Origin of the sequence: Pseudomonas sp. P39-UII1, assembly GCF_039672635.1 — a bacterium.
In the GTDB taxonomy this organism is placed as follows: Bacteria; Pseudomonadota; Gammaproteobacteria; order Pseudomonadales; family Pseudomonadaceae; genus Aquipseudomonas.
Window position 1 is genome coordinate 128,729 of sequence record NZ_JBDFPP010000010.1, and the last position, 13,155, is coordinate 141,883.

General features: G+C 64.5%; 12 protein-coding genes. 6 read left to right on the forward strand and 6 right to left on the reverse strand.

Annotated features, from left to right (window positions below; genetic code table 11):
- Positions 1 to 71: 71 nt before the first annotated feature.
- Together ABEH27_RS14985 and ABEH27_RS14990 are read right to left on the reverse strand one after the other, a co-directional pair.
- Entirely contained in the window at positions 72 to 1,364 is a 1,293-nt protein-coding gene (locus ABEH27_RS14985) for a sorbosone dehydrogenase family protein (RefSeq protein ID WP_346614339.1), read from the reverse strand.
- The gene (locus tag ABEH27_RS14990; RefSeq protein ID WP_346614340.1) at positions 1,361 to 1,789 is read right to left on the reverse strand and encodes a DUF2231 domain-containing protein; all 429 of its coding nucleotides are present in this window, start codon (positions 1,787 to 1,789) and stop codon (positions 1,361 to 1,363) included. The genes ABEH27_RS14985 and ABEH27_RS14990 overlap by 4 nt, the downstream gene beginning before the upstream one ends.
- Positions 1,790 to 1,977: 188 nt before the next feature.
- On the opposite strand from ABEH27_RS14990, the gene ABEH27_RS14995 reads away from it, so the two are divergent.
- Entirely contained in the window at positions 1,978 to 2,277 is a 300-nt protein-coding gene (locus ABEH27_RS14995) for a hypothetical protein (protein ID WP_346614341.1), read from the forward strand.
- Positions 2,278 to 2,305: 28 nt separating this feature from the next.
- Here ABEH27_RS14995 and ABEH27_RS15000 read toward each other — a convergent pair whose 3' ends face one another.
- On the reverse strand, positions 2,306 to 3,118 hold the full coding sequence (locus ABEH27_RS15000) for a class I SAM-dependent methyltransferase (RefSeq protein WP_346614342.1): 813 nt from the start codon (positions 3,116 to 3,118) through the stop codon (positions 2,306 to 2,308).
- A 237-nt stretch (positions 3,119 to 3,355) separates the two neighbouring features.
- Positions 3,356 to 5,542, reverse strand: a complete 2,187-nt coding sequence (locus ABEH27_RS15005) for an OsmC domain/YcaO domain-containing protein (protein WP_346614343.1) — start codon at positions 5,540 to 5,542, stop codon at positions 3,356 to 3,358.
- A 245-nt stretch (positions 5,543 to 5,787) separates the two neighbouring features.
- Between ABEH27_RS15005 and ABEH27_RS15010 the strand changes: the two genes are divergently transcribed.
- The 4 genes from ABEH27_RS15010 to ABEH27_RS15025 are packed head-to-tail and all read left to right on the forward strand — an operon-like array spanning position 5,788 to position 10,892.
- A complete protein-coding gene (locus tag ABEH27_RS15010; RefSeq protein ID WP_346614344.1) occupies positions 5,788 to 6,243 on the forward strand; it encodes a (2Fe-2S)-binding protein in 456 nt (151 codons plus the stop codon).
- Positions 6,243 to 8,492, forward strand: a complete 2,250-nt coding sequence (locus ABEH27_RS15015) for a xanthine dehydrogenase family protein molybdopterin-binding subunit (RefSeq protein WP_346614345.1) — start codon at positions 6,243 to 6,245, stop codon at positions 8,490 to 8,492. Before ABEH27_RS15010 ends, ABEH27_RS15015 begins: the two co-directional genes overlap by 1 nt.
- A gap of 18 nt (positions 8,493 to 8,510) precedes the next feature.
- Positions 8,511 to 9,857 (forward strand): cytochrome c, encoded by a 1,347-nt coding sequence (locus ABEH27_RS15020; RefSeq protein ID WP_346614346.1) that lies wholly within the window; start codon positions 8,511 to 8,513, stop codon positions 9,855 to 9,857.
- A gap of 12 nt (positions 9,858 to 9,869) precedes the next feature.
- Complete coding sequence (locus tag ABEH27_RS15025) at positions 9,870 to 10,892, forward strand: XdhC family protein (RefSeq protein WP_346614347.1); 1,023 nt, start codon at positions 9,870 to 9,872, stop codon at positions 10,890 to 10,892.
- A gap of 2 nt (positions 10,893 to 10,894) precedes the next feature.
- On the opposite strand, the gene ABEH27_RS15030 is transcribed toward ABEH27_RS15025, so the two are convergent.
- Both ABEH27_RS15030 and ABEH27_RS15035 read right to left on the reverse strand, forming a co-directional pair.
- The gene (locus tag ABEH27_RS15030) at positions 10,895 to 11,710 is read right to left on the reverse strand and encodes a transporter substrate-binding domain-containing protein (RefSeq protein WP_346614348.1); all 816 of its coding nucleotides are present in this window, start codon (positions 11,708 to 11,710) and stop codon (positions 10,895 to 10,897) included.
- A gap of 149 nt (positions 11,711 to 11,859) precedes the next feature.
- Positions 11,860 to 12,180, reverse strand: coding sequence for a hypothetical protein (locus ABEH27_RS15035; RefSeq protein ID WP_346614349.1), 321 nt, complete (start codon positions 12,178 to 12,180; stop codon positions 11,860 to 11,862).
- Positions 12,181 to 12,453: 273 nt separating this feature from the next.
- On the opposite strand from ABEH27_RS15035, the gene ABEH27_RS15040 reads away from it, so the two are divergent.
- Positions 12,454 to 13,116 carry a CerR family C-terminal domain-containing protein gene (locus tag ABEH27_RS15040; protein ID WP_346614350.1) on the forward strand — a complete coding sequence of 221 codons (663 nt, stop codon included), beginning with the start codon at positions 12,454 to 12,456 and terminating at the stop codon, positions 13,114 to 13,116.
- Positions 13,117 to 13,155: the final 39 nt, after the last annotated feature.

Here is a 13,155-nt window from a genome sequence, read left to right on the forward strand (position 1 = left end):
CTGCATCCCTGTGTTCAAGACCGCAATGGCGCGTGAACGGTTCACGCGCCGCTCCTACACCATAGCTGGAGTTACTGATTGCGGGTCACCCGCCACACGGTGTTGGCCAAGTCGTCGGCAATGATCAGCGCGCCCTTCGGATCGACCGTCACCCCCACCGGCCGGCCGCGCGTCTTGCCATCCTCACCCCGGAAGCCCGTGGCGAAGTCCACCGGTTCGCCAGCAGGCTTGCCGTTGCTGAACGGCACGAAGATCACCTTGTAGCCCACCGGGTTAGGGCGGTTCCAGCTACCGTGCTCGCCCACGAACACGCCATTGGCAAACCGCTCGCCCATGGCCGGGAGGGAGAAGTCCACGCCCAGCGCGGCGACGTGCGAACCCAGGCTGTAATCGGGCTTGATCGCGGCGGCCACCTTGTCCGGGTTCTGTGGCTTCACCCGCTCATCGACATTCTGCCCCCAGTAGCTGTAGGGCCAGCCGTAGAAGCCCCCTTCACGCACCGAAGTGAGGTAGTCGGGCACCAGGTCCGGGCCCAGTTCATCGCGTTCGTTGACCACGGTCCACAGCTGCCCGCTGTCGGGCTGGATGGTCAGCGCCGTGGGGTTGCGCAGGCCGGTGGCATAAGGCTTGTGCGCGCCGGTAGCGGCGTCGATCTGCCAGACCATGGCGCGGTCGACTTCAGCCTCCATGCCACGCTCGGTGATGTTGCTGTTCGAGCCGATGCCCACATACAGGTAACGGCCATCGGGGCTGATGGTCAGGGCCTTGGTCCAGTGGTGGTTGATCTCGCCCGGCAGGTCGGTGAGCTTGGTGGGCGCGCCGGACGCCTGGGTCTGGCCGTCCTGGTAATCGAAACGCACCAGCGCGTCCTGGTTGGCCACGTACAACTTGCCATCGGCAAAGGCCAGGCCATACGGCGCGTTGAGGTTTTCGGCGAACACCGTCTGCACCTCGTAGGTGCCGTCGCCGTCGGCGTCGCGCAGCAAGGTCAGGCGGTTGCCGCCCTTGACCTGAGTATTGCCCTTGGCCTTGATCTGGCTGGCGATGACGTCCTTGGGCTTGAGCTTGGCCGCATTGCCACCTCGGCCTTCGGCCACCAGGATGTCCCCGTTGGGCAATACCAGGCTCTGGCGTGGGATCTTCAGGTCGGTGGCAATGGCGGTGATGCTGTAGCCCTCGGGCACCGTCGGTTTCTGCTCGCCCCACTGGGCGGGTTGCGCGATCTTCATGCTCGGCAGCAGGCCACGCTCGGGGGCCGGCAGTTTCGGGTCGGGGCCCAGTGCCTGAGTGGCTTCGCCTTCACCGCCGCAGGCGCTCAGCAGCAGCGCCACGCTCAATACCGGCAATGCATGCAACGGCTTCATTCCACACCTCCCGAACGCAAGTTGCTCATGCCCAGCCATGCCGCCACACAGGCCAGCACCGTCACCACCAGCGACAGCACCAGGCCTGCCGGCATCACGGCCCAGGCGTCCTTGGCGTGCTCGAACGCATTCACCAGGCCCAGCACCCAGGTCACCAGCAGCAACAGGAAGTACACCGTCGGCCGGCCGCCCTTGCGCTCCGCACGGACCAGGTTGACCAGCGCGAACAACAGTGCCAGCCCGCAGAACAGCAGCCCGCCCGCGATCAGCCAGGCGGCGAAGTTGCTCCACTGGATCTGGTAGCTCTTGAAGTAGGCGATGTCGCTCAGCAACGCGCCGAGGAACAGCGGCACCGTGCCGGCCAGCAGGATTGCATGCAACGGGCTGGGCGTGCATCGGTAGAGGGTTTGCTCGGTAACGGTCACGGCGCCTCCTTATCAGTCAGTGACCCGAAACTGATGACCTGGGGCGATGCCCGGTCCATCAGGCGTGCGCGGGGTGCGCACTGCAAAGGATCGCTCTGTCGTCCGATAAGTTCACCGTTTGGCTTGTTTGACATATCCTGAAAGCATTAACCCGTGAAATGCTTCACGGGCTCAGCTGAGGCAATGGCATGAATGCTCACACCCCACAACGGTTCGCGCTCTGGGCCGTGCATGCGCTGCTTGCCCTCAGCCTGGCGCTGACTGCTGGCTGTTCGAGCAAGCCCAAGCAGGCACGTTACATCGCTGCGGCGCCGGGTTCGAACTGCTTCGCCAAAGCCGTGCCCAGCCTGGGCGAAGGCGGCCTGGCCTGGGGTAATACCCTGAGCATTGCCCGGCAGAAGTCGATGAACAACTGCATCCGTTATGCAGGCCGGTCCGGCGGTACACCCAATACGTGCCAGGTGGTCATGGCCAAGTGCAAGAACTAGTTGGCGGCGCAACACAACTCCACCCGATTCAACGCTTCACGATCACCACTTCCAGGTATTCACTGGGCACCACAAGCGACGCCGCCCCGCCCACGTTGTGCTCATCCAGCAATGCCCTCAGGTCACTATCCAACGCCGCCGCCGCATCGGCCGGCAACGCCGCAAACGCCTTGTGCACTGGCCCATACCAGGTACGGAACACCTCGATGAAATGTGCCGCCGAGCGGTAGCGGAAGTTGAACTGCTGGCGGGTAACGTCCATGGCACCGATAGCGCCCTCGAACATCCCCCGCAGTTGCTCTTCATCGCCCCAGCGCGAGGGTGGCAGCGCCCCGACAGGCGGTGGCACATGCCGACCCAGGGTCTTGAACATCTGCCCGACAAAACCCTGCGGGGTCCAGTTGGCCAGGCCGACCCGGCCACCGGGCCGGCAGACGCGCGCCAGCTCACGGGCGGCCTGCGCCTGGTCGGGGGCGAACATCACGCCGAAGGTCGAAACAACGGCGTCGAAACTGCCGTCCCGGAACGGCAAATCCTCGGCATCGGCCACCTGAAAGTCTACGTGGAGGTGTTCGGCGCGGGCGCGCTCTTCCCCGCGTTTGAGCAGTTCGGGCACGTAGTCGGTGGAGGTGACCCGGCAGCCTCGCCGGGCAGCGGCCAGGGTGGCGTTGCCATTGCCGGCAGCCACGTCCAGCACCTGCTCGTCCCAGCGCAGGTCGCAGGCTTCGGCAAGCCGTTCACCCACCAGCTGCAAGGTGGTACCGATCACCGCATAGTCACCACTGGCCCATGCCGCCTGCTGGCGGGCCTTCAGTGCATTGGTATCCAAAGGAGTGCTCATGGTCTGCGCCCTTCTTGTGGGGTGCGCGGCCGAGGTCCGTCTGGCGGTCTACGCGCCATGGAATGAGGTGGCCAGTCGAGGCCGGTCAATAGCTAAGCGCTGCTGGCGGGACGCGGCAAGCGGTAATGCCCGATGGGCAATACGGATTGGCAATAGCCCGTATGCCATTGAGCTATTTAGGCGGTTCTTTGCGAGCGGGCTTGCCCGCCAATGGGGCGCAAAGCGCCCCGCGGTCATTCACACCGCCTTGGCCCGTGCGGCATGCAGCTTCTTGTAGCTCTCGATCAGGCGCAGGTGACGGTCCAGCCCTTCCAGCTTCATGCTGGTCGGTGTCAGCCCATGGAAGCGCACGCTACCATCGACCGACCCCAGCACCGCATCCATGCGTGGGTTGCCGAACATGCGGCGGAAGTTGGCCTCGTAGTCTTCCATCTGCAGATCGTCATCCAGCATCACTTCCAGCACCACGTTCAGCGCCTGGTAGAACAAACCACGCTCGACCGTGTTGTCGTTGAACTGCAGGAACGCCTCGACCAGCTCCTTGGCGTTCTCGAACCGCTTCAGCGCCAGGCAGATCAGCAGCTTCAGCTCAAGGATGGTCAACTGGCCCCACACCGTGTTGTCGTCGAACTCGACACCGATCAGCGTGGTGATGGTGGTGTAGTCATCTACCTCGCAGTTGTCCAGGCGCTTGCGCAATGCGCGCAGGGCGCGGTTGTCGAGGCTGTGCAAGTTGAGGATGTCTGCGCGGAAATCCAGGGCGCGATTGGTGTTGTCCCAGATCAGGTCTTCGACCGGGTAGATCTCCGAGTAACCCGGCACCAGAATGCGGCAGGCATTGGCGCCGAGGTTGTCGTACACGGCCATGTACACCTCTTTGCCCAATGCTTCGAGGATGCCGAACAGGGTGGCAGCTTCCTGAACATTGGAGTCTTCGCCGTGGCCGCTGAAGTCCCACTCGACGAACTCGAAGTCGGCCTTGGCGCCGAAGAAACGCCACGACACCACGCCGCTGGAGTCGATGAAGTGCTCGACGAAGTTGTTCGGCTCGGTCAGCGCATGGCTTTCGAAGGTCGGCTGCGGCAGGTCGTTGAGGCCCTCGAAGCTGCGGCCTTGCAGCAGTTCGGTCAGGCTGCGCTCCAACGCCACTTCAAAGCTTGGGTGCGCGCCGAACGAGGCGAACACACCGCCCGTGCGCGGGTTCATCAAGGTGACGCACATCACCGGGAACTCACCGCCCAGCGACGCATCCTTGACCAGCACCGGGAAGCCCTGCTCTTCCAGCCCCTGAATGCCGGCGACGATGCCCGGGTACTTGGCCAGCACCTCCTGCGGCACGTCGGGCAGGCACAGCTCACCTTCGAGAATTTCACGCTTCACCGCCCGTTCGAAAATCTCCGACAGGCACTGCACCTGCGCTTCGGCCAGGGTGTTGCCGGCGCTCATGCCGTTGCTGAGGAACAGGTTTTCGATCAGGTTGGATGGGAAGTACACCACCTGCTCGTCCGACTGGCGCACGAACGGCAGCGAGCAGATACCGCGCTCGGTATTGCCCGAGTTGGTGTCATACAGGTGCGAGCCGCGCAGTTCGCCATCCGGGTTGTAGATCTCCAGGCAGTGCTCGTCGAGGATCTCGGCGGGCAATTCATCCTTCGGCCCCGGCTTGAACCACTGCTCGTTCGGGTAATGCACGAACGCTGCGTTGGCGATTTCCTCGCCCCAGAACTGGTCGTTGTAGAAGAAGTTGCAGTTCAGCCGCTCGATGAACTCACCCAGCGCCGAGGCCAGCGCGGCCTCCTTGGTCGAGCCTTTACCGTTGGTGAAGCACATCGGCGACTGCGCATCGCGCACGTGCAGCGACCACACGTTCGGCACGATGTTGCGCCACGAGGCGATCTCGATCTTCATGCCCAAGCCGGCCAGCAGGCCGGACATGTTGGCGATGGTCTGCTCCAGCGGCAGGTCCTTGCCAGCGATGTAGGTGGTGGTATCGGCCACCGGCATCAGCAGGCCCTGGGCATCGGCGTCGAGGTTGTCCACCTCTTCGATGATGAACTCGGGGCCGGTCTGCACCACCTTCTTGACCGTGCAACGGTCGATGGAACGCAGGATGCCCTGGCGGTCTTTTTCCGAGATGTCTTCGGGCAGCTCGACCTGGATCTTGAAGATCTGGTTGTAGCGGTTTTCGGGGTCGACGATGTTGTTCTGCGACAGGCGGATATTCTCGGTGGGGATATCCCGAGTCTGGCAGTACAGCTTGACGAAATAGGCGGCGCACAGGGCCGACGAGGCAAGGAAATAATCGAACGGCCCCGGGGCCGAGCCGTCGCCCTTGTAGCGGATCGGCTGGTCGGCGATTACCGTGAAGTCGTCGAATTTGGCTTCCAGACGTAGGTTGTCCAGAAAGTTGACCTTGATTTCCATGCGGGGGTACCAGAAAGCGTGCGGAACGAATGGCGGGCATTATCCGGTTTTTTTACCGGGAAGTCTTGGGGCACCGCCCTGCCCCTGCGCAATTGCGCATTTCACCGGATTACTTGCCTGATCCTCTGAACCTGCAGCGTCTGCCAGACAGGCGGTCACTGCGCTGTGCTAGCGTTTGCGGATTGGGGAACAACGCATTCCCCACCTGATAGCAACGATAACAACCGATGATCAGCAGGTGAGCCATGGAACTTCGAATCAATCAGAAGACCTACCAGGTCGAGGCCGACGCCGACACGCCCCTGCTGTGGGTGATCCGCGACGACCTCGGCCTGACCGGCACCAAATATGGCTGCGGCCTGGCCCAGTGCGGGGCGTGCTCGGTACTGGTGGACGGCAATGTGGTGCGTGCATGCGTCACGCCGGTGGCCGGGGTGGTCGGGCGTGAAGTGACCACCATCGAAGCCATCGAGGCCGATGACGTGGGCAAGCGCGTGGTGGCGGCCTGGGTCGAACACCAGGTGGCCCAGTGCGGCTACTGCCAGTCTGGCCAGGTGATGGCGGCCACCGCGCTGCTCAAGCACACCCCGCAACCCAGCGATGCGCAGATCGACGCGGCGATGGTCAACCTGTGCCGCTGCGGCACCTACAACGCCATCCATGCTGCCGTGCATGAGCTTGCCCAAGGGGAGAAGGCCTGATGAACACGCCTGTCGATACCTCTGCAGCCCTGCTCGACCTGCCGCTGGGCGAAACGGTCAACCTGTCGCGTCGGCGCTTCATGGCCGGTACCGCAATCGGCGCTCTGGTACTGGGCTTCGGCCTGCCGTTGGGCTCAAGCCGGGTTCAGGCCGCCACTGCGGCCACTGCCGAACGCGGCACCCAGGTGCCGGCATTCCTTGAGATCCGCCCGGACAGCACGGTGCGCCTGCTGTGCCCATTCATGGAGGGTGGGCAAGGTACCTACACCGCCATGGCGCAGATCGTCGGTGAAGAACTGGATGCCGACCCAGCCACTTTCCTGGTCGACAGCGCGCCGCCCGGCGAAGCCTATGTGGTGATGGAAAACGGCATGCGCATCACCGGCGGCAGCATGTCGGTGCGCATGAGCTACCCGACCATGCGTCGCCTTGGCGCCCTGGCCCGGGCGATGTTGATGCAGGCCGCAGCCGACCAGTGGGGCGTGCCGGTCAGCGAACTGTCCACCGAACCTGGCAAGGTACTGCACGCCGCCTCCGGCCGTTCGCTGGCCTACGGCGAACTGGCCGAACGCGCCATGGACCTGCCCGTGCCCGACCCTGCCAGCGTCAAGCTGCGCGACCCCAGCCAGTTCCGCTGGATCGGCAAGCCGGTACGCCGCGTCGATGCCTACGACAAGTCCACCGGCAAAGCCCTGTACACCATCGACATCAAGCTCGACGGCATGCTCCATGCCGCCGTGCAGCACGCCCCGCGCCTGGGCATGACCGTGGGCGGCCTGCGCAACGAAGCGCAGGTCAAGGCCATGAAAGGTGTGCACTCGGTGCATCAACTGCCCGGCGCCGTGGCCGTGGTCGCCGAACGCTGGTGGCACGCCAAGCGCGCGGTCGAAGCCATTCAGGTGGACTGGCAGGAACCGGGGGCCGACAGCAAGGTGCGGCCGATGCCGGCCGACTTCTCCAGTGACGCCTGGCGCGACCACCTGGCCGCCCAGCAGGGCCCAACCCGTGACGAGGAGAACGACGGCGATATCGCCGGTGCCCTGGCCAATGCCAAGACCAAGGTCGAGGCCACTTACCACAACCAATACCTCAACCACGCTCAGCTGGAACCGCCATCCGCCATCGCGCGGTTCAACCCGGACGGTTCGCTCGAGGTGTGGCTGCCCAACCAGGCGCCGGACATGTTCCGCGACGACATCGCCAAGCGCACCGGCCTGGCCCCTGAGCAGATCACCCTGCACTCGCCGCTGCTGGGCGGCTTCTTCGGCCGCCACTTCCTGTATGACTCGGCCAACCCTTACCCGCAGGCCATCCTGCTGGCCAAGGCGGTCGGCCAGCCGGTCAAACTGATCTGGAGCCGCGAGGAGGAGTTTCTGCGCGATGTGCTGCGGCCCGTTGCCGTGGTCAAGTTCCGCGCCGGGCTCGATGCCGATGGCCTGCCGGTGGCCATCGAAGCGGTCAGCGCCACCGAGGGCCCGACCGAAGCACTGGCGGGCAAGCAAGGCGAGAAAATCGACCCGACAGCGCTCGAGGGCCTGTCGGGCAAGGCTTATGCCATCGCCAACAAGCGCATCGCCCAGATCTACGTCAAAGGCCCGGCCATGCTGGGCTACTGGCGCTCGGTGGGCAACTCGCTGAATGATTTTTTCTATGAGTCGTTCCTCGACGAGCTGGCCGACAAAGGCGGCAAGGACCCGTTCGAGCTGCGCCTGCACCTGCTGCGCGACAACCCGCGCCTGACCACCCTGCTGCAAGCGGTTGGCGAGTTGTCCGGCGGCTGGAAGCGCGGGCCGTTCACGGCTGAAGATGGCAGCAAGCGGGCCCGCGGTGTGGCCATGGCCTCGCCGTTCGGCTCGGAAGCGGCCGTGATTGCCGAAGTGTCGCTTGAAGGTGGCCAGGTCAAGGTGCACGACATCTGGCAGGCCATCGACCCCGGCAGCATCGTCAACCCGGCGATCATCGAAGCCCAGGTCAATGGCGCCGTGGCGCTCGGCCTGTCGCAGACGCTGGTCGAAGAAGCGGTGTTCATCGATGGCAAACCGCGGGCGCGCAACTACGACCTGTACCCGATCCTGCCGGCTTCGCGCATGGCCCGGGTGCATGTGCGCATCGTTGAAAGCGGCGCGAAGATGGGGGGGATCGGCGAGCCGCCGCTGCCCGCCGTGGCACCCGCCGTGGCCAACGCGGTGGCGCAGCTGACAGGCCAGCGCGTGCGCAGCCTGCCGTTAAGCCGCCATACCTTCAGCTGACCGGACAAGGACTGCCCCATGACCCAGAGTCGCTTCGCAAGAACCGCAGGCTGGCTGGCGCTGCCGTGCCTGATCGCGGCAGGCCTGCTGGCCTGGTACGTCACCCGCGAGCCCGCTTCGCCCTTCGCCAGTGAACAGAACGTCAGCTTCGACCCGGCGTTGGTCAGCCGCGGTGAATACGTGGCCAGGCTCAGCGACTGCGTCGCCTGCCACAGCCTGCCCGAAGGCAAGCCTTTCGCCGGCGGCCTGGAAATGGCCACGCCGCTGGGCGCGATCCATGCCACCAACGTGACCCCCGACCCTGCGACCGGCATCGGCAATTACAGCCTCGCCGACTTTGACCGTGCGGTGCGCCAGGGCGTGGCGCCGGGTGGTCGGCGGCTGTACCCGGCCATGCCCTACCCGTCCTACGCCAAGCTCAGCGATGACGACGTGCTGGCCTTGTATGCCTTCTTCATGAAGGGTGTGCAGCCTGCGCAACAGGCGAACCTCCCCAGCGACATTCCCTGGCCGTTGAACATGCGCTGGCCGATTGCCTTGTGGAACGGCGTGTTCGCCGCTACCACACCCTATGCGGCAAAGGACGGGCAGGACGCGCTGTGGAACCGCGGCGCCTATATCGTCCAGGGCCCCGGCCACTGCGGCAGTTGTCACACCCCGCGCGGGTTGGCGTTCAACGAAAAGGCCCTGGATGAAGCCGGTAAACCCTACCTGGCGGGTGCCTTGCTGGATGGCTGGTACGCGCCCAGCCTGCGCGACGACCCCAACACCGGCCTGGGCCGCTGGAGCGAGGCCGAGATCGTGCAGTTCCTCAAGACCGGGCGCAACAAGCACGCGGTGGTGTACGGTTCGATGACCGAAGCGTTCAACAACTCTACGCAGTTCATGAGCGATGACGACCTGGCGGCGATTGCCCGCTACCTCAAGTCGTTGCCCGGCGACCCTCAGCGCGACGGCACCCCCTGGCAATACCAGGCCGTTGCTGCTGGCGAACGGCTGAACAGCCCCGGCGCCCACACCTACGTGACCCGCTGCGCCACGTGCCACGGCCTGGACGGCAAGGGGCAGGCCGAATGGATGCCGCCACTGGCGGGCGCGACATCGGCGCTGGCCAAGGAGGACGCCTCGGCGATCAACATCACCCTCAATGGCTCGCAACGCGTCGTCACCGCAGGGCTGCCCGATGCCTACCGCATGCCGGCCTTCCGCGAACAGCTGTCGGACCAGGAAGTCGCCGATGTGCTGAGTTTCGTTCGCAGCACCTGGGGCAACCACGGCGGCGCGGTGGATGCACAGGCGGTCGGCAAACTGCGCGGGCACACCGACCCGGCCAGCAGCAGCCCGATCATCTTGCACATGCGCTGAGGAGAGCTGCCAATGGAAAGCATCGACCTGCTGGTGCTGCGCACCGCCTGCGACTGGCTGCAGGCTGGCGATCGAGCAATGCTGGCCACCGTGGCGCGCACCTGGGGTTCATCGCCCAGGCCGGTGGGCTCGATGATGGCCCTGCGCGGCGATGGCCGGGTGATCGGCAGTGTGTCGGGCGGCTGCATCGAGGATGACCTGGTGCACCGCTACACCACCGCCTACAGCGGCGATGGCATGCCCGAAGGGCCGCCGCAAGTGGTGCAGTACGGCGTCAGCGCCGACGAGGCGCACCGCTTTGGCCTGCCCTGCGGCGGCACCCTTGAGCTGATCCTCGAATTCACCCCTGCGTTGGCGAGCCTGGAGCAGTTGCTGGCGCAGCTGGACGCGGGCCACCTGGTACGTCGCGAACTGCACCTGGGCAGCGGTCACGTTCACTTGAGCACCACCGCCACGCCCGAGCAATTCAGCTTCGATGGCCAGCGCATGGTCAATACCTTGGGCCCCGGTTACCGCATGCTGCTGATCGGTGCCGGGGTACTGGCCGAGTACCTGGCAACGATGGCCCTGTTCAACGGCTTCAAGGTGGCCGTCTGCGACCCCCGCCCCGAATACATGGGCGGCTGGAATGTCGCGGGCGTGGAAAAGATCGTTGGCATGCCGGACGACGTGGTCCGGGCCTTCGCCCCCGACCTGCGCAGTTGCATCGTCGGCCTCAGTCACGACCCCAAACTGGATGACCTGGCGCTACTGGAAGCGTTGCACAGCCCGGCGTTCTACATCGGCGTGATCGGCTCACGGCGCAACAACCAGCTGCGCCGCGAACGGTTGATCGAACATTTCGGCGAAAGCGAAGCGTCGCTGGCACGCCTGCATGGCCCGATCGGCATCTATATCGGCAGCAAGACACCGGCGGAGATCGCGGTCAGCGTCATGGCCGAGATTCTGGCGGTGAAGAACGGCGTTGCCTTGCCCAGTGCAGTCAATGTAAGCAAGGCCAAGCAAGCACTGGGCGCGCTGGCACCGCCACTGTAGCGTCAGTGCGGCACGCCCGCCTGCTCCTGCTGCCAGCGCTCAAGGTTTTTTTCCAGCAACTGGCCGGGCAACGGGCCGGAGGCGATTTCTTTCATTTTTTGCGCCAACTGTTCACGCAGCGCGGGCTGGTTGCAGGGTGAGTCATGGGACAGCGCCAGGTACAACCCTTCGCTGGACACCGGCGGCTCCAGCACCTTCAACTGCTTGTCCATGCCTAGCGTGCGTGCCAGCGCCATACCGGGGTACTGCTCGTAGATCACGTAGTCGTTGCGCCTGTGCAGCAGCTTCTCGAACGCCTGCCTGGCGCTGGGCACCGCTTCGAGCGAGAGGTTGGCGTTGGCGTAATCGTCGAATTTCTGGCCGTGGCTGTTGCTGACCAGGGTGCCGCCCGTCAGCCCCTTGAGGTCCGCCCAGCCGCGATAGGCAAAAGTTGCATCCTGGCGCACCCAGACAACGCTTGGGGTATGCAGAAACGGTGGGCTGATGAAGTCCATCTCCTGCAGGCGCGCCTGGGTCAGGAAGTAGCCGGCCAACAGGTCGATGCGGCCGGTGCGCACTTCTTCCTGCGCGCGCGACCACGGCCCGCCATAACGCACGTCCACCTTGAGCCCCAGCGATTCACCCAGGTGCTTGAGCAAGTCGGCATTGGCGCCGATCAGCACCTGGGGGTTGTGCGGGTCGCGCCACAGGTAGGGGGGATATTCCGGATTGCCGGTCGCCGTCAATTGCCCACAACCCGCCTCCGCCACCGATAACTGCGGCAGCAGAAGCAGGCAAAGTGAAAGCAACCAGGACCGGCCAGACCCGCACTCGATCATCTCCACCCTCGGTGCATGCGGCCTTCGGCGGCCTGGCGTGGTCGCAAAAGGCTGCCACATCCTGTAGGCGCCTGCTGTACTGCTGGGCGCATGCCTTACACAGTCTGGACCAGATTCAGCCAGCCGCCAGGGCTTTCAACCGGGTCGGTTCACGCGGGCATACGCGCCAGCGAACGCTTGGCTGCTGCCTGGAACACACCGCGCAGTGCCTTGACCTGCTCTTCCGACAGGGTATGGGCGCAGGTCAGGCCCTGCAGGAAGCCGATGCCCCAGTTCTTGGTCTGATCCAGTTGCTGACGGTTTTCGGCTTCAGCGATATCACCCAGGTGCAGCGCGGCATGGTGCTCATAACGGTCACCCAGCGCCAACTTGCGCAGTTCACCCAGTGCCACCTTGAATTCAGCGGCGGCAACATCGTCCAGGCCCAGGTGCTCATACTGAAGCAGGCTCAGACGGTCGGTGGCGGTCATCTTCGAATCTCCGTTTCTCAATAAATGGAGCAATTACATGAAATTACCAGCCATGCCTGAACGCATCCGGGTGCCAGGCGATAGTGGTGTCGTTATCAGGCCTGTATACCATAGGTGGGGCCTCTCGCCCTAGCGGTGTGCGCTGTCCGGTTGCCTGTGCGCGTGCGCTGCCGATTACCGGTGCACCTCTGGTCACAAACACTAAATTTAAATTGAATTTAACTTAAAACTGAACCACTCTTGGCGTAATTGATAGCCCCAGGAATCGAAGCCATGGCGACAACCCCGCGCGAACCCCGCAAGGATGGCGAAGCCACCCGCACCCGGATTCTTCAGGCCGCCGGCGAGCTGTTTGCTGCCGTGGGTTATGCCGAAGCCAGCAACAAGGCGGTCGCGGCCAAGGCCGAGGTCGACCTGGCCTCGATCAACTACCACTTCGGCAGCCGCAACGGCCTGTACCTGGCGGTGCTGGACGAAGCCCGTCGGCGCTTTCTGGATATTTCCGATCTGCAGCGCATTACCCTCGCCGAGCAGCCGGCAACCGACAAGCTGCGTGCCCTGGTCGAGCTGGTGGTGCGCAAGGCCACGCAAGGGCGCAACAACTGGCACCTGCGCGTGCTAGCTGCCGAGATCCTCGCCCCCAGCCCCCATGGCCAGGCCCATCTGCAGGCCGGTGCACCGATGAAGCTGGCACTGCTCAAAGGGCTGTTCAGCGAAATCACCGGCATTGCCCCGGAGCAGCCAGCCCTTACCCGCTGCATCCTGTGCGTCACAGCACCCTGGGCCATGCTGCTGATCGGCCCCCGCGGCGCCTCCGGTGCGCTTCACGAGATTCTTGGCATGCCCGCCGACGAGGTCGCTGCCCATTTGTACAGCTTCGCCCTGGCAGGCCTGCAGGAAACCAGCCGCCTGTATGCCCAAGGCAAAGGCCACTGACCGTGGCTAACCGCAACCCTCAAGCGCACCCTCAGGTGC